The 19,892-nt window shown below is 42.2% G+C and carries 22 protein-coding genes and 1 pseudogene; 13 read left to right on the forward strand and 10 right to left on the reverse strand.

Going from position 1 to position 19,892, the window contains the following annotated elements; all coding sequences use genetic code 11:
• The first annotated feature begins 24 nt into the window (after window positions 1-24).
• The 7 genes and pseudogenes from fabF (at window position 25) to AXF18_RS05225 (ending at window position 6,033) form a co-directional block, all read left to right on the forward strand.
• Window positions 25-1,260, forward strand: a complete 1,236-nt coding sequence (fabF, locus tag AXF18_RS05195) for a beta-ketoacyl-ACP synthase II (protein ID WP_000774050.1) — start codon at window positions 25-27, stop codon at window positions 1,258-1,260.
• A gap of 2 nt (window positions 1,261-1,262) precedes the next feature.
• Window positions 1,263-1,751 carry an acetyl-CoA carboxylase biotin carboxyl carrier protein gene (gene accB / locus AXF18_RS05200; protein WP_001052309.1) on the forward strand — a complete coding sequence of 163 codons (489 nt, stop codon included), beginning with the start codon at window positions 1,263-1,265 and terminating at the stop codon, window positions 1,749-1,751.
• Window positions 1,748-2,170 (forward strand): 3-hydroxyacyl-ACP dehydratase FabZ, encoded by a 423-nt coding sequence (gene fabZ, locus AXF18_RS05205; RefSeq protein WP_000565515.1) that lies wholly within the window; start codon window positions 1,748-1,750, stop codon window positions 2,168-2,170. Before accB ends, fabZ begins: the two co-directional genes overlap by 4 nt.
• An 11-nt stretch (window positions 2,171-2,181) precedes the next feature.
• Window positions 2,182-3,518 (forward strand): annotated as a pseudogene (gene accC, locus AXF18_RS05210) (acetyl-CoA carboxylase biotin carboxylase subunit).
• Between the two features lie 35 nt (window positions 3,519-3,553).
• On the forward strand, window positions 3,554-4,420 hold the full coding sequence (accD, locus tag AXF18_RS05215; RefSeq protein ID WP_065371591.1) for an acetyl-CoA carboxylase, carboxyltransferase subunit beta: 867 nt from the start codon (window positions 3,554-3,556) through the stop codon (window positions 4,418-4,420).
• A complete protein-coding gene (locus AXF18_RS05220; RefSeq protein WP_001017374.1) occupies window positions 4,417-5,184 on the forward strand; it encodes an acetyl-CoA carboxylase carboxyl transferase subunit alpha in 768 nt (255 codons plus the stop codon). The genes accD and AXF18_RS05220 overlap by 4 nt, the downstream gene beginning before the upstream one ends.
• Window positions 5,185-5,331: 147 nt before the next feature.
• On the forward strand, window positions 5,332-6,033 hold the full coding sequence (locus tag AXF18_RS05225) for a CPBP family intramembrane glutamic endopeptidase (protein ID WP_065371592.1): 702 nt from the start codon (window positions 5,332-5,334) through the stop codon (window positions 6,031-6,033).
• A gap of 49 nt (window positions 6,034-6,082) precedes the next feature.
• On the opposite strand, the gene nusB is transcribed toward AXF18_RS05225, so the two are convergent.
• The 9 genes from nusB to gatC all read right to left on the reverse strand — a co-directional run bounded on the left by nusB (window position 6,083) and on the right by gatC (window position 13,408).
• Complete coding sequence (gene nusB, locus AXF18_RS05230) at window positions 6,083-6,505, reverse strand: transcription antitermination factor NusB (RefSeq protein ID WP_000203661.1); 423 nt, start codon at window positions 6,503-6,505, stop codon at window positions 6,083-6,085.
• Complete coding sequence (locus tag AXF18_RS05235) at window positions 6,498-6,887, reverse strand: Asp23/Gls24 family envelope stress response protein (RefSeq protein WP_000510594.1); 390 nt, start codon at window positions 6,885-6,887, stop codon at window positions 6,498-6,500. Before AXF18_RS05235 ends, nusB begins: the two co-directional genes overlap by 8 nt.
• A gap of 21 nt (window positions 6,888-6,908) precedes the next feature.
• Complete coding sequence (efp, locus tag AXF18_RS05240; protein ID WP_000568640.1) at window positions 6,909-7,469, reverse strand: elongation factor P; 561 nt, start codon at window positions 7,467-7,469, stop codon at window positions 6,909-6,911.
• Window positions 7,470-7,549: 80 nt separating this feature from the next.
• Window positions 7,550-8,677, reverse strand: coding sequence for an SPFH domain-containing protein (locus tag AXF18_RS05245; protein WP_000505819.1), 1,128 nt, complete (start codon window positions 8,675-8,677; stop codon window positions 7,550-7,552).
• A gap of 8 nt (window positions 8,678-8,685) precedes the next feature.
• Window positions 8,686-9,642, reverse strand: a complete 957-nt coding sequence (locus AXF18_RS05250) for a zinc-ribbon domain-containing transport protein (RefSeq protein WP_000715068.1) — start codon at window positions 9,640-9,642, stop codon at window positions 8,686-8,688.
• A gap of 99 nt (window positions 9,643-9,741) precedes the next feature.
• Entirely contained in the window at window positions 9,742-10,137 is a 396-nt protein-coding gene (locus AXF18_RS05255; protein ID WP_001031998.1) for a hypothetical protein, read from the reverse strand.
• Window positions 10,138-10,194: 57 nt separating this feature from the next.
• Window positions 10,195-11,640 carry an Asp-tRNA(Asn)/Glu-tRNA(Gln) amidotransferase subunit GatB gene (gatB, locus tag AXF18_RS05260; RefSeq protein ID WP_065371593.1) on the reverse strand — a complete coding sequence of 482 codons (1,446 nt, stop codon included), beginning with the start codon at window positions 11,638-11,640 and terminating at the stop codon, window positions 10,195-10,197.
• On the reverse strand, window positions 11,640-13,106 hold the full coding sequence (gene gatA, locus AXF18_RS05265) for an Asp-tRNA(Asn)/Glu-tRNA(Gln) amidotransferase subunit GatA (protein WP_049550253.1): 1,467 nt from the start codon (window positions 13,104-13,106) through the stop codon (window positions 11,640-11,642). The genes gatB and gatA overlap by 1 nt, the downstream gene beginning before the upstream one ends.
• Complete coding sequence (gene gatC, locus AXF18_RS05270) at window positions 13,106-13,408, reverse strand: Asp-tRNA(Asn)/Glu-tRNA(Gln) amidotransferase subunit GatC (protein WP_000705419.1); 303 nt, start codon at window positions 13,406-13,408, stop codon at window positions 13,106-13,108. The genes gatA and gatC overlap by 1 nt, the downstream gene beginning before the upstream one ends.
• A 165-nt stretch (window positions 13,409-13,573) precedes the next feature.
• Between gatC and AXF18_RS05275 the strand changes: the two genes are divergently transcribed.
• From AXF18_RS05275 to AXF18_RS05300, 6 genes are all read left to right on the forward strand, one after another.
• Window positions 13,574-14,266 carry a TIGR02206 family membrane protein gene (locus tag AXF18_RS05275; RefSeq protein WP_049550254.1) on the forward strand — a complete coding sequence of 231 codons (693 nt, stop codon included), beginning with the start codon at window positions 13,574-13,576 and terminating at the stop codon, window positions 14,264-14,266.
• Window positions 14,267-14,409: 143 nt separating this feature from the next.
• Window positions 14,410-15,954, forward strand: a complete 1,545-nt coding sequence (locus AXF18_RS05280; RefSeq protein ID WP_049501115.1) for a peptide chain release factor 3 — start codon at window positions 14,410-14,412, stop codon at window positions 15,952-15,954.
• A 506-nt stretch (window positions 15,955-16,460) separates the two neighbouring features.
• Entirely contained in the window at window positions 16,461-16,946 is a 486-nt protein-coding gene (locus tag AXF18_RS05285; RefSeq protein ID WP_049501116.1) for an immunity protein YezG family protein, read from the forward strand.
• A 45-nt stretch (window positions 16,947-16,991) separates the two neighbouring features.
• A complete protein-coding gene (locus AXF18_RS05290) occupies window positions 16,992-17,651 on the forward strand; it encodes a hypothetical protein (protein WP_049501117.1) in 660 nt (219 codons plus the stop codon).
• Between the two features lie 42 nt (window positions 17,652-17,693).
• On the forward strand, window positions 17,694-18,179 hold the full coding sequence (locus tag AXF18_RS05295; protein ID WP_049501118.1) for an immunity protein YezG family protein: 486 nt from the start codon (window positions 17,694-17,696) through the stop codon (window positions 18,177-18,179).
• 69 nt (window positions 18,180-18,248) lie between these two features.
• Window positions 18,249-18,791 carry a T6SS immunity protein Tdi1 domain-containing protein gene (locus tag AXF18_RS05300; RefSeq protein WP_065371594.1) on the forward strand — a complete coding sequence of 181 codons (543 nt, stop codon included), beginning with the start codon at window positions 18,249-18,251 and terminating at the stop codon, window positions 18,789-18,791.
• 101 nt (window positions 18,792-18,892) lie between these two features.
• On the opposite strand, the gene AXF18_RS05305 is transcribed toward AXF18_RS05300, so the two are convergent.
• Window positions 18,893-19,846, reverse strand: a complete 954-nt coding sequence (locus AXF18_RS05305) for an aromatic acid exporter family protein (protein ID WP_065371595.1) — start codon at window positions 19,844-19,846, stop codon at window positions 18,893-18,895.
• Between the last annotated feature and the right edge of the window lie 46 nt (window positions 19,847-19,892).

Here is a 19,892-nt window from a genome sequence, read left to right on the forward strand (position 1 = left end):
TAAGGAAAGATATAGGTAAGACAGATGAAACTAAATCGAGTTGTAGTAACAGGTTACGGATTGACCTCTCCTATCGGAAATACTCCGGAAGAATTTTGGAACAGTTTGCAAACTGGGAAGATTGGAATTGGAGAAATCACTAAGTTTGACCACAGCGAATTTGCTGTGCACAATGCGGCAGAAGTTCAAGATTTCCCATTTGATAAATACTTTGTCAAAAAAGATACCAACCGTTTTGACAACTATTCTTTGTATGCCTTGTATGCGGCTCAAGAAGCGGTGACAAATGCAAATCTTGATGTAGAAGCAATCGATAAGGATCGCTTTGGTGTCATCGTGGCTTCTGGTATTGGGGGAATTAAAGAAATCGAAGATCAGGTTATCCGTCTTCATGAAAAAGGTCCAAAACGCGTTAAACCAATGACACTTCCAAAAGCCTTGCCAAATATGGCTTCAGGAAATGTTGCCATGCGTTTCGGAGCAAACGGTATCTGTAAATCAATCAATACAGCCTGTGCCTCATCAAATGATGCCATTGGAGATGCCTTCCGTTCTATCAAGTTTGGTTTCCAAGATGTCATGTTAGTTGGTGGATCAGAATCATCTATCACTCCTTTTGCTATCGCTGGTTTCCAAGCTTTGACCGCCCTATCAACTACAGAGGATCCAACTCGTGCTTCTATCCCATTTGACAAAGACCGTAATGGTTTTGTGATGGGAGAAGGTTCAGGGATGTTGGTTCTTGAAAGCCTTGAACATGCTGAAAAACGTGGTGCAACTATTTTGGCTGAAGTAGTTGGTTATGGAAATACCTGTGATGCTTATCATATGACTTCACCTCATCCAGAAGGTCAAGGAGCGATTAAGGCGATTAAACTAGCTTTGGAAGAAGCAGAAATTTCTCCAGAGCAAGTGGCTTACGTCAACGCCCACGGAACTTCAACTCCTGCTAATGAAAAAGGAGAAAGTGGTGCGATTGTAGCTGTCCTTGGTAAAGAAGTACCTGTATCTTCAACTAAGTCCTTTACAGGACACTTACTTGGCGCTGCAGGGGCAGTAGAAGCCATCGCTACCATTGAAGCCATGCGTCATAACTATGTACCAATGACAGCTGGAACAAGTGAGTTATCAGACTATATCGAAGCGAATGTCGTTTATGGACAAGGCTTGGAGCAAGAAATCCCTTATGCTATTTCAAACACTTTTGGTTTTGGTGGACACAATGCGGTTCTTGCTTTCAAACGTTGGGAGAATAAATAATTATGAATTTAAATGAGATCAAGGACTTGATGGCTCAATTTGACCAATCAAGTTTGAGAGAATTTTCTTATAAAAATGGAACGGACGAATTGCAGTTCAGTAAGAATGAAGCAAGAATGGTTTCTGAAGCACCAGCTCAAGTTGCTCCAGCGCCAGCTGCAGTGGCTCCTAGTCCAGTAGTTTCGGCCCCTTCAACTCCAGTAGAGAGTGCAGTGGAAGAAGCTCCAGCACCAGCTGAAACGACGGTTGCTCCGGAGGGTGATGTCGTTGAGAGCCCACTTGTAGGGGTGGCTTACTTGGCCGCTGGACCAGATAAACCTGCCTTTGTCACAGTTGGAGACAGTGTTAAAAAAGGTCAGACTTTGGTGATCATTGAAGCCATGAAAGTCATGAATGAAATCCCTGCACCTAAGGATGGTGTGGTGACAGAAATTCTCGTTTCAAATGAAGAAATGGTTGAGTTCGGTAAAGGATTGGTACGCATCAAATGATCGATATTCAAGGAATCAAAGAAGCTCTACCCCATCGCTACCCCATGCTCCTAGTGGATCGTGTCTTGGAAGTGAGCGAGGATACCATTGTTGCCATTAAAAATGTCACCATCAACGAACCTTTCTTTAATGGTCATTTTCCTCAATACCCAGTCATGCCAGGTGTTCTTATCATGGAGGCCTTGGCTCAGACTGCTGGTGTCTTGGAATTGTCCAAACCTGAAAATAAAGGGAAACTGGTCTTCTATGCTGGCATGGACAAGGTTAAGTTCAAGAAGCAAGTTGTACCAGGTGATCAATTAGTCATGACGGCTACTTTTGTCAAACGTCGTGGTACGATTGCCGTGGTTGAAGCAAAGGCTGAAGTAGATGGTAAGCTTGCAGCGAGTGGTACTCTTACCTTTGCAATTGGAAACTAAGGAGGATCTCCATGTTTCGTAAAATTTTGATTGCCAACCGTGGTGAGATTGCGGTTCGCATTATTCGAGCTGCGCGTGAATTGGGCATTGCAACCGTGGCAGTTTATTCAACTGCTGATAAGGAAGCTCTTCACACACTCCTAGCGGATGAAGCTATCTGTATCGGACCTGGTAAGGCAACAGAGTCTTATCTCAATATCAATGCAATTTTGTCTGCTGCGGTCTTGACAGAAGCAGAAGCCATCCATCCAGGCTTTGGTTTTCTTAGCGAAAACTCCAAGTTTGCCACTATGTGTGATGAAGTGGGGATTAAGTTTATTGGCCCTTCTGGCGCTGTAATGGATACCATGGGAGATAAGATCAATGCGCGTGAGCAAATGATCAAGGCTGGGGTTCCAGTTATCCCAGGATCTGATGGTGAAGTTCACACGGCTGAAGAGGCCCTTGCAGTTGCAGAAAAAATTGGCTATCCAGTCATGCTTAAGGCATCGGCAGGTGGTGGTGGAAAGGGAATTCGTAAGGTTGAAAAGGCAGAAGACTTGGTCGCAGCCTTTGAAACAGCATCCAGTGAAGCCAAGGCCAATTTTGGAAATGGCGCTATGTATCTTGAGCGTGTGATTTATCCAGCTCGCCATATCGAAGTTCAGATTCTTGCGGACCAAGAGGGTCATGTTGTCCATCTTGGTGAACGGGATTGTTCACTCCAACGGAATAACCAAAAGGTCTTAGAAGAAAGCCCATCCATTGCGATTGGCAAAACCCTTCGTCATGAAATTGGTGCTGCAGCCGTTCGTGCAGCAGAGTCTGTAGGCTATGAAAATGCAGGGACGATTGAATTTCTACTCGATGAAGCGAGTGGCAATTTCTACTTCATGGAAATGAATACTCGAGTGCAAGTTTTGATATTGTGAAGGAACAGATTCGCATTGCTGCCGGGCAACCTTTACCTTTCAAACAAGAAGATATTGTCCTACGAGGTCACGCTATCGAGTGCCGGATCAATGCGGAAAATCCAGCATTTAACTTTGCTCCAAGCCCAGGGAAAATTACCAATCTCTATCTACCAAGTGGTGGAGTTGGCTTGCGCGTGGATTCAGCAGTTTATCCAGGTTATACCATTCCCCCTTACTATGATAGTATGATTGCCAAAATCATTGTTCATGGGGAGAATCGCTTTGATGCTCTTATGAAGATGCAACGGGCACTTTATGAACTTGATATTGAAGGAGTGCAAACCAATGCAGACTTCCAGTTGGATCTGATTTCAGACCGCCGAGTTATCGCTGGTGACTACGATACTTCCTTCTTGATGGAAACTTTCTTGCCAAAATACCAAGAAAAAGAATAGACTTTCAAACAGTATGAGAACTAAAAGGGGGAGTTATGGCTCTATTTAGTAAAAAGGATAAGTATATTCGGATCAATCCTAACCGTTCCGTAAGGCAGAAACCACAAGCCAAGCCTGAGGTTCCGGATGAACTCTTTTCCCAGTGTCCTGGTTGTAAACACACCATTTACCAAAAGGATCTTGGGAGCGAACGAATTTGTCCCCATTGTAGCTATACTTTCCGTATTTCAGCTCAGGAACGCTTGGATTTGACGATTGATTCTGGTAGCCTTGTGGAGATGTTTACAGGTATTGAAACTCAAGATCCATTAAACTTTCCTGGCTACCAGAAAAAACTGGCTACTATGCGTGAAAAGACAGGTTTGGATGAAGCCGTACTAACTGGTACAGCTAGCATCAAGGGACAAAAAGTTGCCCTTGGGATCATGGATTCAAACTTTATCATGGCTTCTATGGGAACCGTTGTGGGTGAAAAAATCACGCGCTTGTTTGAGTATGCAACGGTAGAAAACTTGCCAGTCGTTCTCTTCACAGCTTCTGGTGGAGCCCGTATGCAAGAAGGAATCATGAGCCTGATGCAGATGGCTAAAATTTCTGCGGCAGTTCAACGTCATTCCAAGGCAGGACTTTTTTACCTCACTATTTTAACCGATCCGACAACAGGTGGAGTGACCGCTTCTTTTGCTATGGAAGGTGATATTATCCTAGCGGAACCCCAAAGTTTAGTTGGTTTTGCTGGGCGTCGTGTTATCGAAAATACAGTTCGTGAGACCTTGCCGGATGACTTCCAAAAGGCAGAATTTTTGCTTGAACATGGATTTGTTGATGCAATTGTCAAACGGAGAGAATTGCCTGAAACAATTGCTAAATTAGTGAGATTGCATGGAGGAAGTCGCGGATGAATATTGCAAAAATAGTCAGAGAGGCACGCGAGCAGAGTCGCTTGACTGCACTTGATTTTGCCAATGGAATCTTTGACGAGTTTATCGAATTGCATGGAGATCGCTCTTTCCGTGATGATGGTGCGGTCATCGGTGGAATTGGTTGGTTAGGTGAACAGGCAGTAACTGTCCTTGGTATCCAAAAGGGAAAGAGTCTTCATGATAACCTCAAACGAAATTTTGGGCAACCACATCCGGAAGGCTATCGTAAGGCTCTTCGCCTGATGAAACAGGCAGAAAAGTTTGGCCGTCCAGTTGTGACCTTTATCAATACGGCGGGTGCTTACCCAGGTGTTGGAGCCGAGGAACGTGGACAAGGTGAAGCAATTGCTCGAAACCTGATGGAAATGAGTGACCTCAAGGTTCCAATCATCGCGATTATTATCGGTGAAGGTGGATCTGGTGGGGCCCTAGCTCTAGCCGTAGCTAACCGTGTCTGGATGTTAGAAAACTCAATCTACGCAGTACTTAGCCCGGAAGGATTTGCCTCTATCCTTTGGAAGGATGGAAGTCGTGCTATGGAAGCGGCGGAGCTGATGAAAATCACTTCACACGAACTTCTAGAAATGGGAATCGTAGACAAGGTAATCTCAGAGGCAGGACTGTCAAGTAAAGAACTGCTAGATTGCGTTAAAAATGAATTGCGTGCAGAACTAGATAGGTTGAAAGAACTACCACTCGACCAACTTATCGAAGAACGTTACCAACGCTTTAGAAAATACTAAGAAAATTTAAAAGCTAGAACATTTTGTTCTAGCTATTTTGATAATAGACCATGGATAAACATGAATACTCTAGATAAATAAGAAAAACAATCAATGGTCTATCCTCTATAGAGCCCTAATAGAGAGTTTACCGTTAGGAGAGAAAGAATGAAAAAGACAATACATTTAGGAATCTGTATGATTTTAATGTTCCTGTACATTTATTTAACGCCATTAGGAGCCATAACTCTAGCTAGGATCTTTGGTTTAGGAATGGACAGCTATATAATCTTCCTAGTTGGAGAAGTGTTACTTATTTTCTTTTTATTCGTTTTGTGGTTGAAAAAGAAGAAGATGCTCTTTATCTTCGAGAAAAAGAGTTGGCGCTGGTCTTATCTCGCTTTCTTAGTGGCTTGTTTTCTTATCTATTCTTTTTTAAATGGATTTAGAATGCAGAATATTCGATTAATTAACCATAGCTTTATTTTCCAAGACCTTCTTTCAGAACTTTACTCAAACGGAAGAGAAACGACTCTATCAAGTCTTATATTTTTAATCTTTAACATTTCGATTGTACCTGTTGTTGAGGAGACAATCTATAGGGGTTATTTTATGAATACCTTCTTTCCGAAGTCGGAATTTTATTTGGATGTATTCTTGTCTTCTTTCATCTTTGGGCTCAGTCACTTGGTTCTATCTCATCGTGACCCCATCAGTCTCATCATTTATAGTATTCTTGGTCTTCTATTTGCAGTTGCTTATCGAGTTACGGGTAGTCTTCGATTTACCATTGTTTGTCATAGTTTCTATAATGCGATTCCCTATGCTCCGTCGATCTTATTTTATATCTATTATTTGATTTTTAGATAGTGGTAGGCAAAGAAAAAAGTGTTTGATAATTGTCAAACACTTTTTCTATTTACTGTTCTTCTGTTACAAACTGGCTGAGCAGTCCGTTGATAAAACGGGCAGATTTTTGATCTGAGAAGTCCTTTGCAAGCTCGATAGCTTCATTAACCGCAACCAGCTGTGGGGTGTCAAATGAAGTGATTTCAAAGACTCCCAAGCGAAGGAGGTTTCTCTCCACGAGAGTTAAACGCTCGATGGTCCAACCTGCTTTTAAATGCTGAGTGATTTGATTGTCTAGTTCTTCCTTTTTAGCTTGAACACCAGAAACTAGCTCTGTCAAAAAGGCTGGAAGTTGCACATCCGTATCTTCACGATCATGAGTATAGGCGAAACGACAAGCAGTTTCGACGTCCGTACCGAATTCAAGGCTCATAAGAGCTTGAAAAGCGCATTTACGGAGTTGGCGTCTAGATTCTAATAGTGGACTAGTCATTGAGGAAGTCCTCGTCAAATAGATCTTTCAATTCTGGTTTTGGTGTTTTATCTGGAACGATACCTGCAACGTGGATATTGATAGCAGCGAGTTCAACATCAGCCATATTGCGGACTGCATCTTTAACAGCTTTCTGGATCGCAACCGCTACCTTAGGAACTTTTACTCCGTACTCAAGGTAGAGATAGATATCTGCTGTGAGTTCTTCGTCCACGTTTTTTAGATAAACACCACGGCCGAGAGAAAGCTTTGAAAGGGTGTCAGATACTGATTTGTTTGAAAAAGAGTGAACACCCTTTACTTTTGCAGTAGCAATAGCAATGATTTTTTCAAGTACACGTGGGGCGATAACGATTTCGCCAAGTTGTTCTTCAATTCCCATAGAATGACCTCTTTCTAGAGATTAGGCACGAGAAACGTAAGTTCCTTCAGCAGTGTTGATAACGAGTTTTTGTCCTGCTTCGATGAAGTCTGGAACGTTTACGACAAGTCCAGTTTCCATCGTTGCTGGTTTACCAGAACCTGTAACAGTAGCACCTTTGATAGATGGTTGAGTTTCTGCAACTGTCAATTCAACAGTAGTAGGAACGGTGACACCAATCACTTCAGTTCCGTAGAATTGGATCTTCACATCTGAGTTTTCAAGGATGTAAAGCAATTCGTTTTCAACGTTGACTACAGGGATTTCGTATTGGTCGTAAGTTTCTGTATTCATGAAGTAGGCTGTGTCATCCATTTTGTACAAGTATTGAGCTGGGACAGTCTCGATGATAGCTTGTTCAAATTTTTCCTCTGGACGGTAGCTTGTGTCAAATGTAGAACCAGTACGGACATCACGTAATTTCATACGCATGATTGTGTTTCCTTTACCTGGTTTGTGGTGGCTAGCTTCCAAAACGCGGATCAATTTTCCGTCAGCTGTTTCAAAGGTCATACCAGCCTTTAATTTACTTGCTTCAATCATGTTTTTACCTCTTTAATAAATAATTTACTCTTTATTGTACCATAAAAGACAACATTACTCAAATGTCAGAAGGAGCTTAATTAGTTGACTGGTACGATATTTCCATCTTCGTCTTTAGTAACGAGAACGTATTTTCCATCGACTTCGATGTAAAAATTCTTGCTGGCAGTTTGCCCAGTGTTTTGAGCCGGTGCTTGATTTTGAACTTGTTGGCTTAGTTGACCACCGAGAGTTTGGCCAAGATTCATGCCCATAAACATGTTCATCCCATTGCCATTCCCTTCGTTTGCAGCTGCAGCAATAAGCGCTTCGTTGCGAGCACGGCGTTCTTCGATTTCAATCGTGTTGTACTTCATTGCCACCAGCTCGCTATCAAGCTTGCGAACGATATCAAGACTTTCTTGGTCGTAGCTGAGGTCCTCAAGCAAGATGTTGGTTGCTTCAATCCCGTAGAGACCTGTCCAAACCTTGTTGACCTCTTGTTTAGCGAGTTCGTTAAAGGTGTCTTGGTTGGCATTGAGGCTATAGATATCAACCTTGTTTTCGTTGGTATATTTGGCAATGGCAATCGCGATTTTTGGTGCGATATTTTGACGGAGCGTTCCTTGAGCTACATCTTGGAGAGTAAATGGCTGTCCGTCAGTAATTTGACGGCTAACAGAACTTACGTAGAAGAGGACTGGGTCTGCTATTTTTACATCAAACAAGCCATAGAAACGGATGTTAAGCAGTTGTTGGTAACGTTCGCTGAAGTATTCGACCGCGTTTTGTGTGCCGAACTTATTACCTGCGATGGGTTGCATGCGGATAAAGATAATTTCCTGTTGGGTGATGACTTGTCCACCGAAAGAGAAACGGTTTTTAAAGTTTTCCCAAGTGCCTTTTAAACCACCTTTTTCAAGGAGCCAGGCGTTATCACCAGCTTGCCATTCGTGGCTACCAGCTTCGAGGACTTCACCAAGGAAGGTACCGTTGTTTACCAAAACAGCGGTATAACCTTGAGGAACGATAACCACACTGCCATCTGACAAAAGTCCAGTATTTTGATTGCTGTGACGAGAACGTCCATCTGGGTCTTTTGTGAGTAATTGACCTTTGACGGCCAAGGCGTCGCCAGAGACATTATCTGGAAGGACAATGGCTTCCTTGAATTTACTATCATTAAAACTATTTAAGCCTGCTGATAAGGCTGCACGTATAAATCCCATAATTCCTCCTAATTATAAAGCTCGTCTTCATCCACAACATCATAGGTATCGAGTACCCATTGGTTTGGACTGCGAGAGAGATTGGCACCACAGTAGTCGCACTCGCTAACTGCAGAGATTTTCAATGGGGCGCCACAGTTTGGACAGTGGTCGCTCACAACTTCGTCTGGATTGACTGCTTGCGTTTGGCTACCGTGTTGACGGATAAAGTTCAATTGATACACGGTGAAGAGATCTTTTTTAGGGTCTCCTTCAAGAACACGGCGAGTCTCATCGTCAATGACATAGTCACGCAAGGTAGATGACAGGATCACCACTAAGGTGTCGTTTCCGTCAGGATTTTCAATGAACTTCTTGATGCGAACATTTTCGATACAAACTTTCTCTAAAACATTGGTTGTTTTAGCTCGAATATGGTCCTCAAGTTGGGTACTGTGTTGAGAGTAGAGACTGGTACTTTCCAAAGCGCGGACAGAGTTCCAATTTTTCTCAGTCCAGGCAACCTGCAATTTAAGGTAGACTTCCTTAACCCAAGATGTGAAGGCTTCCGCGTCAAAGTTTGGATCCCCATATTTCACACGACTAATGGCCAGTGTGTTATGTTCAACTCGACGATGGAGCGTTTGAGAATCATTACTAGTGTAGGTTGAACTCGAATCTCCAGACTTATTCTGCAAGGATTTGACGATAACAACTAGTATGATTCCTCCGACTAATATGAACATAAATCCTAGATAGGGAGAGCTAGCAGAACTGTCAGAGGATGATCCATATCCAGAGCGGTAGTAGTGGTAGGATGAGCCACCAGAACGACTTCCACCTCCACTTGAGCGGCTACTACTTCTGGAGCTACTGCGGCTGCTCCCTCCACTTCTGGAATGTCCGACACCCGCATCAACGATTTGAGGCACGGATAGAAAAACAAGTAATAAACAGGTCATTAAAAGAGCGTAAAACTTTTTCATGTGTCCCCTAACTATATGATTGAAAAGGTAGAATTCTGAATTCGAATGATTATTAAACTATTTAATAACCTTTAAAAATAATCTGATATATACTAGGCGTTATTTACTAGCATTTAGCTTCTTTATGGAATGGCGTTCGATGAGCCATCCCACAATCCATCCTATTGCTAGCAAGTAATTTTCAAAAGCACCGATAGCATTTACAGGAGAGTGATACTCCATATAATTGAGTAAGTGATTTGTTCCTATTCCAATTCCGCCAATAATGAGAGCAAGAAGTGCGATTCGTAGATAGAACCAATCGTATTTAATATTGATAGCGAGAATAATAATCAATACAGCTAAATTCCATATTCCAATTTCTCGTTGCCAACCAGCAGATATTCCGTACCCGGAGTGGCTTCCCATGTACGATGGAAAGAAAATTTGTAGTATAGAAGCGCCTAACATAGCGATGATGACTAAGACAAATAGCAATCGTAAAAATTTGTTCATTTATTCTCCTTGTCTCATTCTCGTCTTAAAAGTAGAAAAAAGTGTATAAAGAGTAAATTACTCACTTTCTTTCAACTTCGCCAACTCTTGTGCAAGCAGTTTAAGGGCAACTTGTGGGTTGGCTTGGCCTTTAGTTGCCTTCATAAGGAATCCTGTGAAGGCCTTGTCAGCGTTGCGTTTGCCTGATTTGAAGTCGGCAACGGCAGCTTCGTTATCCGCAAAGACTTGGTGGATGATTGGAATCAAAACATCAGGATCTGAGATTTGCACCATACCTGCTTTTTCCACGTATTCACGCGCTCCACCGCCGTTTTTAGCTAGGTGGACAAAGACTTTCTTGGCAATCTTGGAAGAGATAGTACCGTCTTCGATGATGGCAATCATTTCTACCAAGTTTTCTGGTGTTAATTCGATTTGTTCAAGTGTCTTGCCTTCAGCGTTCAAGAACTGAGCAACTTCACCTTGGAGCCAGTTAGAGACTTGTTTGGCATCGCCACCGAGGGCAACAGCTTTCTCAAAGAAGTCAGAAGTGACTTTGTTTGCCGTCAACTGGCTAGCGTCATAGTCTGACAAACCAAGGTCAGATATGTAGCGCGCACGGCGTTCTTTTGGAAATTCTGGCAATTCAGTACGCATTTCCTCAATCCACTCATCTGAGATTTCAAAAAGTGGTAGGTCTGGTTCTGGGAAGTAGCGGTAATCTGCAGCACCTTCTTTGACACGCATGAGGATGGTTGCCTTGTTAGCTTCATCGTAACGGCGTGTTTCTTGGAGAATTTGACCACCTGAACGAAGGATTTCAGCTTGGCGTTGGACTTCGTATTCGAGACCTTTGCGAACATTTGAGAAGGAGTTGAGGTTTTTCAACTCCGTCTTGGTACCGAATTTTTCTTGACCATAAGGGCGAAGGGAGATGTTAGCATCCACACGCATCGAACCTTCTTCCATCTTAACGTCAGAAATACCAGCGTACTGGATGACTTCCTTGAGGGCAGTTAGATAAGCATAGGCTTCTTCTGGCGAGCGCATGTCAGCCTCAGATACAATCTCAATCAATGGTACCCCTTGGCGGTTGAGGTCAACATAAGAGTAACCATCTGTACCGTGGGTGTTTTTACCAGCATCTTCCTCTAGGTGAGCACGTTCGATACCGATTTTCTTAGTCGTACCGTCTTCTAGCTCCACTTCAATCCAGCCGTTGTAGCCGATTGGCTCATCAAATTGAGAAATTTGGTAGGCTTTTGGATTATCAGGATAGAAGTAGTTCTTGCGGTCAAAATGCATCTTTTTGTGGATGTCCATGTTGAGGGCAAGAGCAGCCTTGATACCAGCATCGACAACCCCTTTATTGAGAACCGGAAGTACTCCTGGGAAAGACCAGTCAATCACGTTAGTGTTGGCATTTTGGTCATTTCCAAAGTGAGCAGAAGTAGGTGAGAAGATTTTTGAATTGGTGTTGAGCTCTACGTGGACTTCAAGTCCAATGACTGTTTCAAAGTTCATTAGTTGTCACCTCCAAAAATCACGGGTTGTTGTTTGTGGTAGTCTGTTGTTGCTTCAAAGGCAGCAGCAGCTTGGTAAATGGTTTCCTCAGAGTATTTAGGACCGATCAATTGGAGACCGACTGGTAGACCTTGAGCAAATCCAGCAGGAATCGAAATTCCTGGAAGACCAGCTAAGTTGACTGGGATGGTCAAAAGGTCAGCCAAGTACATGGCAACGGGGTCATGGTTGAGGGAGTCCAAGTCATAGGCAACGCTTGGAGCAGTTGGTCCCAAAATCAAGTCGTAATCCGCAAAGACGTTTTCGAAATCTTGAATGATGAGGGTACGGACCTGACCAGCCTTCTTGTAATAGGCATCATAGTAACCTGATGAAAGGCTAAATGTTCCAAGCATGATACGGCGTTTCACCTCTTCACCGAAACCTTGGCTACGGCTGTTTACATAGATTTCATCAAGGTTGCTTGCATCTTCTGCGCGGTAGCCGTAACGGATACCGTCAAAGCGTTGCAAGTTTGATGAGGCTTCTGATGAAGCGATAATGTAGTAAACGGCAACACCGTATTTAGAGTGAGGAAGGCTGACTTCTTCGACGATAGCACCAAGTTTTTCAAAGTGTTTGGCTGCATTTAGAATGGTTTCCTTAACCTCTGGGTCAATCCCTTCACCAAGGTATTCCTTAGGCAAAGCAATTTTCATTCCTTTGATGTCTTGACCAATTTTTGAAGTAAAGTCGGCAATGCGGACAGGAGCAGAAGTAGAATCTTTGACATCTTCGCTGGCAATAGCGTTGAGCAAGAGAGCATTTTCCTTAACAGTAGGTGCAAAAGGTCCGATTTGATCTAGAGAGCTACCAAAGGCAATGAGACCGAAACGAGAAACCGTTCCGTAGGTTGGTTTGAGACCAACAATCCCGTTGAAGGCGGCAGGTTGGCGGATGGAACCACCAGTATCAGAACCGAGTGACAAGCGGACTTGCCCTGACGCTACAGCTGCAGCAGAACCACTTGATGAACCACCAGGAACCTTGCTGTGGTCCCAAGCATTTTTAGTGGCACCGTAATGAGAAGTCTCACCAGAACCACCCATGGCAAACTCGTCCATGTTGGTCTTTCCGACAACAATCATGCCCTTGGCTTTTGCATTGGCAACGGCTGTCGCATCAAAGATAGGCTCGTAGTTGTAGAGCATTTTTGAGGCTGCAGTTGTGAGGATACTGTCTGTAGAGATATTATCCTTAACTGCCAGTGGAATTCCTGAAAGGACATTGTCCGCGTCAATTCCAGCTTCATCAATAGCCTTAGCTTGAGCAAGGGCTTGTTCTTCAGCGATGGTAACAAAAGCGTTAATAGCTGTCTCGCGAGACTTGATATCTTCAAGCGTGGCTTGGGTCAATTCAGTTGCTGAAATCTCCTTAGAGACAAGGAGATTGTGCAAGTCTTCAATAGTTTTGTTATTAAAAGTCATTAGGCATCTCCTCCATCATCTAGGATAGCTGGTACCTTGATATAGTAGTTGTCTTTTTCAGGTACGTTTTTAAACAAGCGGTCACGGTCTGTTCCTTCTTCAGCCACATCAGGGCGGAGTACGGTCTTACGGTCAGCCATGGTCGTAGTAGGTGCGACACCAGTTGTGTCGACTTCGCCCAGCAACTCAACCATATCTACAATCTTAGACAGGGTGGTCGCAAAAGCAGCAGTTTCTTCTTCAGAGAATCTTAATTTTGAAAGATTGGCAACGTGCGTTACCTCTTCTTGCGTAATTTTCATCTTGCATCCTTTCGTGAAATGATGATTTTTAGTCTGTTCTATTTTACCATATTTTCCTATAAATAAGGGAGCCAAACTGAAAAGAAATAGAAATTGAAAAATCGCTTTTAATTCGCTATAATGGTTAAACTAGAGAATAGAAAAAATAAGAGTTAGGATAGAAATATGTTCCATCAATTTATCACCAGATCTCAGACGGTTCCTCCTCCCATTTCCCTCTTTTGGTATGGGATTATGATGCTTACTTTAGTGCTTTGTATTTATGGAGCGCTTGTTTATCACAAAAATCCGAAATTTGTCCGCTTGTTTAAGGGGATTCAGATCCTCCAGTTACTAGCCCTATATAGTTGGTATGTTGGCTTTGGGATTCCATTTTCTAATAGCCTTCCATTTTACCATTGCCGTTTGGCTATGTTTGCGGTGGTTTTCTTGCCTGATAAATGGCGGAGCAAGCAATATTTTGCCCTCTTAGGAGCAAGTGGAGCGATATTTGCTTTGGTTTACCCGGTTTTTGACCCCTATGATTTCCCCCATATCACCAGTTTTTCATTTTTGATTGGGCACTATGCCCTTCTAGTGAATTCCTTGATTTACTTGATGAATCACTATGACAAGACCTTGCTCAAGAAATATATGATTGTAGCCTATACCTTTATTCTCAATCTCTTTCTAGTTGGGGTTAATCAGGTGACGGGTGGAAATTATGGTTTGTTAAACAAGACACCTTTTATTCCAGATGCGCCCTTGTGGTTAAAGTATCTTCTTGTGTCCGTCATCCTCTCACTGGCTCTGGTTCTTTTTGATATCTTGTTCAAGAAACGGTGGAAAAAGAGAAATCAGGTGAAATCTGTGCTCTAGCTCGCCTTTTCATCGGATGAGCAATTGAAAAACTCCCCAAAATCCGCTATAATGGAGAGTTGAAAGGAATGGTAAAATCCAATGTAAACATCATTCTTAGCTACTGAAACAACTAAAAATAGAAAATCAAAGAAAGAGAACTTATGACTATTCAAGAAGAAATTAAGAAACGCCGTACCTTTGCCATCATCTCCCACCCGGATGCCGGGAAAACAACTATTACTGAGCAGTTGCTCTATTTTGGAGGCGAGATTCGTGAGGCTGGTACGGTTAAAGGAAAGAAAACAGGGACTTTTGCCAAGTCTGACTGGATGGATATTGAGAAACAACGTGGGATTTCGGTCACTTCATCTGTTATGCAGTTTGACTACGATGGCAAGCGCGTCAATATCCTAGACACACCAGGGCACGAGGACTTCTCAGAAGATACCTATCGTACTTTGATGGCGGTGGATGCTGCGGTCATGGTCGTGGACTCTGCCAAGGGTATCGAGGCCCAAACCAAGAAATTGTTTGAGGTTGTGAAGCACCGTGGCATTCCAGTCTTTACCTTTATGAACAAGCTGGACCGTGACGGTCGTGAGCCACTGGACCTCTTGCAAGAACTAGAAGAAGTCCTTGGCATTGCGAGTTATCCAATGAACTGGCCAATCGGGATGGGGAAAGCCTTCGAAGGATTGTATGACCTCTATAACCAACGCTTGGAGCTCTATAAAGGGGATGAACGTTTTGCCAGTCTGGAAGAAGGGGATAAGCTCTTTGGAAGCAATCCTTTCTACGCTCAGGTTAAGGACGATATCGAACTGTTGCAAGAAGCAGGAAATGAATTTTCAGAAGAAGCTATTCTTGCAGGAGAACTGACTCCGGTCTTCTTTGGTTCAGCCCTCACTAACTTTGGGGTGCAGACCTTCCTTGAGACCTTCCTTAAGTTTGCTCCAGAACCACATGGCCACAAGAAAACAGATGGCGAAATTGTGGATCCTTATGACAAGGATTTCTCAGGATTTGTCTTTAAAATCCAAGCCAACATGGACCCTCGTCACCGGGACCGTATTGCCTTTGTTCGTATCGTATCAGGTGAATTTGATCGTGGAATGAGTGTCAATCTGCCTCGTACTGGTAAGACTGCCAAACTATCTAATGTCACTCAGTTTATGGCCGAAAGTCGTGAAAATGTGACCAATGCTGTTGCAGGTGATATTATCGGGGTTTACGATACTGGTACTTATCAAGTTGGAGACACTTTGACAGTTGGAAAAAACAAGTTTGAATTTGAACCACTGCCAACCTTTACTCCTGAGATTTTCATGAAAGTTTCTGCTAAGAACGTCATGAAACAAAAATCCTTCCACAAGGGGATCGAGCAGTTGGTACAAGAGGGTGCCATTCAGCTTTATAAGAATTACCAAACAGGCGAGTATATGCTAGGCGCTGTTGGTCAACTCCAGTTTGAAGTCTTTAAGCACCGTATGGAAGGCGAGTACAATGCCGAAGTGGTCATGAGCCCAATGGGTAAAAAGACCGTTCGCTGGATCAAGCCAGAGGACCTAGACGAGCGCATGTCATCAAGCCGCAATATCTTGGCCAAAGACCGTTTTGACCAACCAGTCTTTCTCTTTGAAAATGACTTTGCCCTTCGCTGGTTTGCGAACAAGTATCCAGACGTAGAGTTGGAGGAAAAAATGTAACTCAGCACCAACAATTGGAACTAAAGTTCCTAATTGTTGGACGCTAGTCGCTATTTGGCGAACTAGCTAACTGCCTTACTAACTACGTTTGGCAAATAGAATCGATTTGCCAAACTCCGTGTCGTAGTGTAAAATCGGCTTACCTAAACGCTTCACTAGGAATAATCCACGAATATTATAGCTTCGTGGATTTTTCCGTCGTAACCACGTTTTACAAATGAAATCGATTTGTAAAACTTAGTGTCGTAGATTACGGCCATTAATTAGTATGGCATTTTGCTTAAATACGTCGTAAGAAAAGTCCGCGAATGCTTTCGATTCGTGGAGTTTTTTGTTGGAAAGGATAGAAAGTTGCTATACCTAGAGATATGATTGGTCTATTTTACTGTTTTATTGAGGCAATTTTGCCCTATTTGAGCAAATTTTATAAGAGTAAGTTGGTTTCTGTTCTTTATGGTATACTAGAGATACAGATAAAATGTGAATACACCAAACCGGAGGAACATATGGAAAAACAGATTAATGAGAAAATTATCGAAATCGTGCATCAAGCCAACGATATGATTCCAGTTGAGTGGGATGACTTGTATATTGTAACCGAGATGGACAAGACATATAGTGGTGAAGCCTATTTCTATTTTAAGTATAAAAATCACTATCATTACCATCTGGAAATGTCAGAAGATTTTGGCCTATCGATGATGGATATTCTAAGCGAAAACAAGGTTTTATTTAAAAAATCAGAAGATCTGAAAAGAGTGTTTATTGAAAATAATTTGGCAGATTGGTACATTTGTATCATCCATTTAGATGATAACAACAAGCTTTCAGTCGACTATGACTATGCTCCATGGAATAAAAGTAATTTTGGACCAACTGCTCAAATGAACTTTTTCAGATATCAATTTTTAGGATTTGAACCAAGAAACGAAAAAGAACAAGAACAGTTCAAGGCTATGGAAGCCTTCCAGCAGGAACATAATGGAAAATAGTTTGCTTGGATAAGAGGAATAAGACCAGATTAGTGAGGAAATTCAATGGTTAAATTTTCAAAAATAGATAAACAACTAAAAAAAGAATTGAAAAAAGTTCAGCGCAATGCAGCAAAAAAATTACAGTTAAAGTCTCGAGATTGGGCCTATTTCAACAAAGTGGGAGACTATTTGGTTTCGTATATGATTGATATTAAATTTCCAGATAATAAGTTTCGTCTAATTATTCGCACGGATATCAAACCATATATTTTGGATGATATTTTTTGGGAAGTTTTTGATATGGCGAGTAATTCGCAGGAACCAATGAGTCTTCGAGCTGTTGGAGCTTTCACAGTTGATTCCTTATCCTTACCAACCAAAATAAATGAAGAAGACTGGACGATGGAGGACCTTGACTTAGAAAAAGTCGAAGCTAGGGTTTTCGAGGTGCTCTCAGAAGTGCATGAAGAAGTTCTTAAACGTATCAATGGGTTCGACAGTTTTGAAGATTTTTATAACTATGCTGTTGAGAATTCATCAAATCCTGCTCGATATGATTTGATGGGGATGCTATTAATGATCCATCGCGAGAAATATCAAGAGGCACTCCAAATGGCAGAAGATTTGATCGCAAAGCGTAAATTCGGAGGTTTCCAAAATAAGAATAAATGGATCAATGAATACATTGTGGATTATTGTAAAGAAAAACTCAAGGCAGATTAGGAAGTCTTGTGTTTAAATGTATAATCCAAATCGGAGGATAAAATGGAAAAACAGATTAATGAGAAGATGACCGAGATTATATATAAAGTAAATGATATGATTCCAGTTGAGTGGGATGATCTTTATATTAATTTTGAAGTGGATAAGACGCTTAGTGGTGGCGTGATATTTTTCTTTAAATATAAAGGAGAATATCATTATTACATGGATATTCCATCTTTATATGGTATCCCTAAGACAGAATTCAGAATAGAATACATAAATCTTTTTGCTTTGGGTGAAGACATGAAGAAAATATTCAATGAGCACGGTCTCGCAGAGTGGTCTGCTTTTACAATCAAAGTGGATGAACAGAATAAAACCTCTTTGGATTTTGACTATGCACCATGGAATGAAAGTAAATTTGGACCAACGGATAGAATAGAATTTTTTGAATACAAATACCTCGGCAAGCAACCAGCTAACGAAAAAGAACTAGAACAGTTCAAGGCTATGGAAGCTTTCCAAAGAGAGCATAATCAAAAGTAGAGTAAGCTTGATTACATTTTGAAGAATACGATTTTTGAGTATTGCTGTTATCGTGAAATGGAGGATAATATGTTAGAAAACTTTGTTAAAGTGGCAGATATGCCCCAAGAAGTGATTGAAAAATACAAGGATCAAGTTCCTGCTGAGTTGCTACAGATTTGGCAGGAGGATGGTCTGGGAACCTTTTTAGATGGTTATCTAAAAGTCATCAATCCAGATGACTATCTTGAACTTCTCCAAGATAGTTATTTCAGAGGAGATGTCGCTTTTCCTATGTTCGTAACAGCATTTGGAGATATTATTACTTGGGAAGAGAATGCCTATGTAGGAATTGTCCAATACAATATTCAGGATTTAGATATTATGATTAAGCGTATGGATCGTTTCATAGAGTATGTTGATGATGAAGATTTCAAAGATGATTATTTTGATATCCCACTCTATAAAAAAGCTGTTGCCAAACATGGTCAATTAGCCTACGATGAGTGTTTCGGTTTCGTTCCACTTTTGGCATTAGGAGGCTTTAAAGATGTAGACCACATGGATAAGGTAAAAGTCTTGGAGCACATTTACCTCATGTACCAGCTTACAGGCGGTGTGATGGACGATTAGGAGTTGCTATTTCTTTTTTGAGAACAGTACGAGAGGATGAACTTTCCTTCCAAATGCAAAACACAAGAACCTCAGAGGAATTCTCTGAGGTTCTTTGCGTTTTAGTTTCCATATTTCTGATAAAAATCGACCTTAACCTGGATAAAGGTTTCGGCTTCGCGTAGTAGTTGCAGGAGGGTGGCACGGGTTTCAAACTCCTCACGTGTTTTCGGGAGACTCCGATTGCGGAAGACTTGCAGATAGCGTTCGATGTCATCAAGTAAGTCATGAGCAGGATTGGTCTGGCTTAGCTGGGCAGCAATCTTTGAAAAGAGCTGGGCCAAGATCAAACTCTCACTTGCGGCCAGATGACAGGTATTGATCTGCTGGGCCATATTTCGCAGGATGCGACTTTGTCGCTGTCTCATCTCAAAGTAGTGGATGTGGTAGTCCGTCTGGTGAAAGAGATGGTCCGAGTGATCCAAATAAACCAGTTTGAGAGCTTCCTCAAGAAGACTATCTAATTCGTCAACGAGTTGGGCTTGATTGCGTCCGTCTCCTCTTGACAGATAGTATTTAAAACGAAGCAGGATGTCTTTTAACTTTTCTTCGACCTGAAGGTGGTAGCTTTGGATGGCTTTCTCACGAGAGGGCATATAAAGGTTGACCAATAGAGCAAAGCTTGTCCCGATGAGAAAGAGGAGTACTTCATTAAGCAAGAGTTCTGGAGAGGTAGACTCCTGTACCAAGAGATGACCGACCAAGACACTGCTAGGGGTGATGCCGATTTCCCAGCCCATTTTGTAAGCAAGAGGCACATAGAGAGCTAGGTATAGGCCCAGACTCCAGATGTGAAAGCCCGTCAGCTGAAAGGCTAGAACACCGATAGCGAGCGCTAGGAGCATGGAAAAGAGGCGGTTACGTGCTAATTTCAGCGTGCTTCTGCGTGTGTCGGAGAGGCTTAAGAGAGCGATAATTCCAGCTGAAACTGCTGATGATAAATCTAAAAAATAAGCGAGAAAACAAGCGAGACAGGTCGCTAAGATCAGTTTGGTCGTACGTTGAGTGAGAGACATGAAAATTTCCTAAACTAATAGAATCAAGTGTTTAACGAGGAGTCAG

Source organism: Streptococcus sp. oral taxon 064, from assembly GCF_001683375.1.
GTDB classification, from domain to species: domain Bacteria; phylum Bacillota; class Bacilli; order Lactobacillales; family Streptococcaceae; genus Streptococcus; species Streptococcus oralis_S.

What these genes read in the sequence shown, in the direction of transcription:
- fabF (WP_000774050.1), top strand. Translation starts at nt 25, where the DNA reads ATGAAACTAAATCGAGTTGTAGTAACAGGTTACGGATTGACCTCTCCT.
- accB (WP_001052309.1), top strand. Translation starts at nt 1,263, where the DNA reads ATGAATTTAAATGAGATCAAGGACTTGATGGCTCAATTTGACCAATCA.
- fabZ (WP_000565515.1), top strand. Translation starts at nt 1,748, where the DNA reads ATGATCGATATTCAAGGAATCAAAGAAGCTCTACCCCATCGCTACCCC.
- accD (WP_065371591.1), top strand. Translation starts at nt 3,554, where the DNA reads ATGGCTCTATTTAGTAAAAAGGATAAGTATATTCGGATCAATCCTAAC.
- AXF18_RS05220 (WP_001017374.1), top strand. Translation starts at nt 4,417, where the DNA reads ATGAATATTGCAAAAATAGTCAGAGAGGCACGCGAGCAGAGTCGCTTG.
- AXF18_RS05225 (WP_065371592.1), top strand. Translation starts at nt 5,332, where the DNA reads ATGAAAAAGACAATACATTTAGGAATCTGTATGATTTTAATGTTCCTG.
- nusB (WP_000203661.1), bottom strand. Translation starts at nt 6,505, where the DNA reads ATGACTAGTCCACTATTAGAATCTAGACGCCAACTCCGTAAATGCGCT.
- AXF18_RS05235 (WP_000510594.1), bottom strand. Translation starts at nt 6,887, where the DNA reads ATGGGAATTGAAGAACAACTTGGCGAAATCGTTATCGCCCCACGTGTA.
- efp (WP_000568640.1), bottom strand. Translation starts at nt 7,469, where the DNA reads ATGATTGAAGCAAGTAAATTAAAGGCTGGTATGACCTTTGAAACAGCT.
- AXF18_RS05245 (WP_000505819.1), bottom strand. Translation starts at nt 8,677, where the DNA reads ATGGGATTTATACGTGCAGCCTTATCAGCAGGCTTAAATAGTTTTAAT.
- AXF18_RS05250 (WP_000715068.1), bottom strand. Translation starts at nt 9,642, where the DNA reads ATGAAAAAGTTTTACGCTCTTTTAATGACCTGTTTATTACTTGTTTTT.
- AXF18_RS05255 (WP_001031998.1), bottom strand. Translation starts at nt 10,137, where the DNA reads ATGAACAAATTTTTACGATTGCTATTTGTCTTAGTCATCATCGCTATG.
- gatB (WP_065371593.1), bottom strand. Translation starts at nt 11,640, where the DNA reads ATGAACTTTGAAACAGTCATTGGACTTGAAGTCCACGTAGAGCTCAAC.
- gatA (WP_049550253.1), bottom strand. Translation starts at nt 13,106, where the DNA reads ATGACTTTTAATAACAAAACTATTGAAGACTTGCACAATCTCCTTGTC.
- gatC (WP_000705419.1), bottom strand. Translation starts at nt 13,408, where the DNA reads ATGAAAATTACGCAAGAAGAGGTAACGCACGTTGCCAATCTTTCAAAA.
- AXF18_RS05275 (WP_049550254.1), top strand. Translation starts at nt 13,574, where the DNA reads ATGTTCCATCAATTTATCACCAGATCTCAGACGGTTCCTCCTCCCATT.
- AXF18_RS05280 (WP_049501115.1), top strand. Translation starts at nt 14,410, where the DNA reads ATGACTATTCAAGAAGAAATTAAGAAACGCCGTACCTTTGCCATCATC.
- AXF18_RS05285 (WP_049501116.1), top strand. Translation starts at nt 16,461, where the DNA reads ATGGAAAAACAGATTAATGAGAAAATTATCGAAATCGTGCATCAAGCC.
- AXF18_RS05290 (WP_049501117.1), top strand. Translation starts at nt 16,992, where the DNA reads ATGGTTAAATTTTCAAAAATAGATAAACAACTAAAAAAAGAATTGAAA.
- AXF18_RS05295 (WP_049501118.1), top strand. Translation starts at nt 17,694, where the DNA reads ATGGAAAAACAGATTAATGAGAAGATGACCGAGATTATATATAAAGTA.
- AXF18_RS05300 (WP_065371594.1), top strand. Translation starts at nt 18,249, where the DNA reads ATGTTAGAAAACTTTGTTAAAGTGGCAGATATGCCCCAAGAAGTGATT.
- AXF18_RS05305 (WP_065371595.1), bottom strand. Translation starts at nt 19,846, where the DNA reads ATGTCTCTCACTCAACGTACGACCAAACTGATCTTAGCGACCTGTCTC.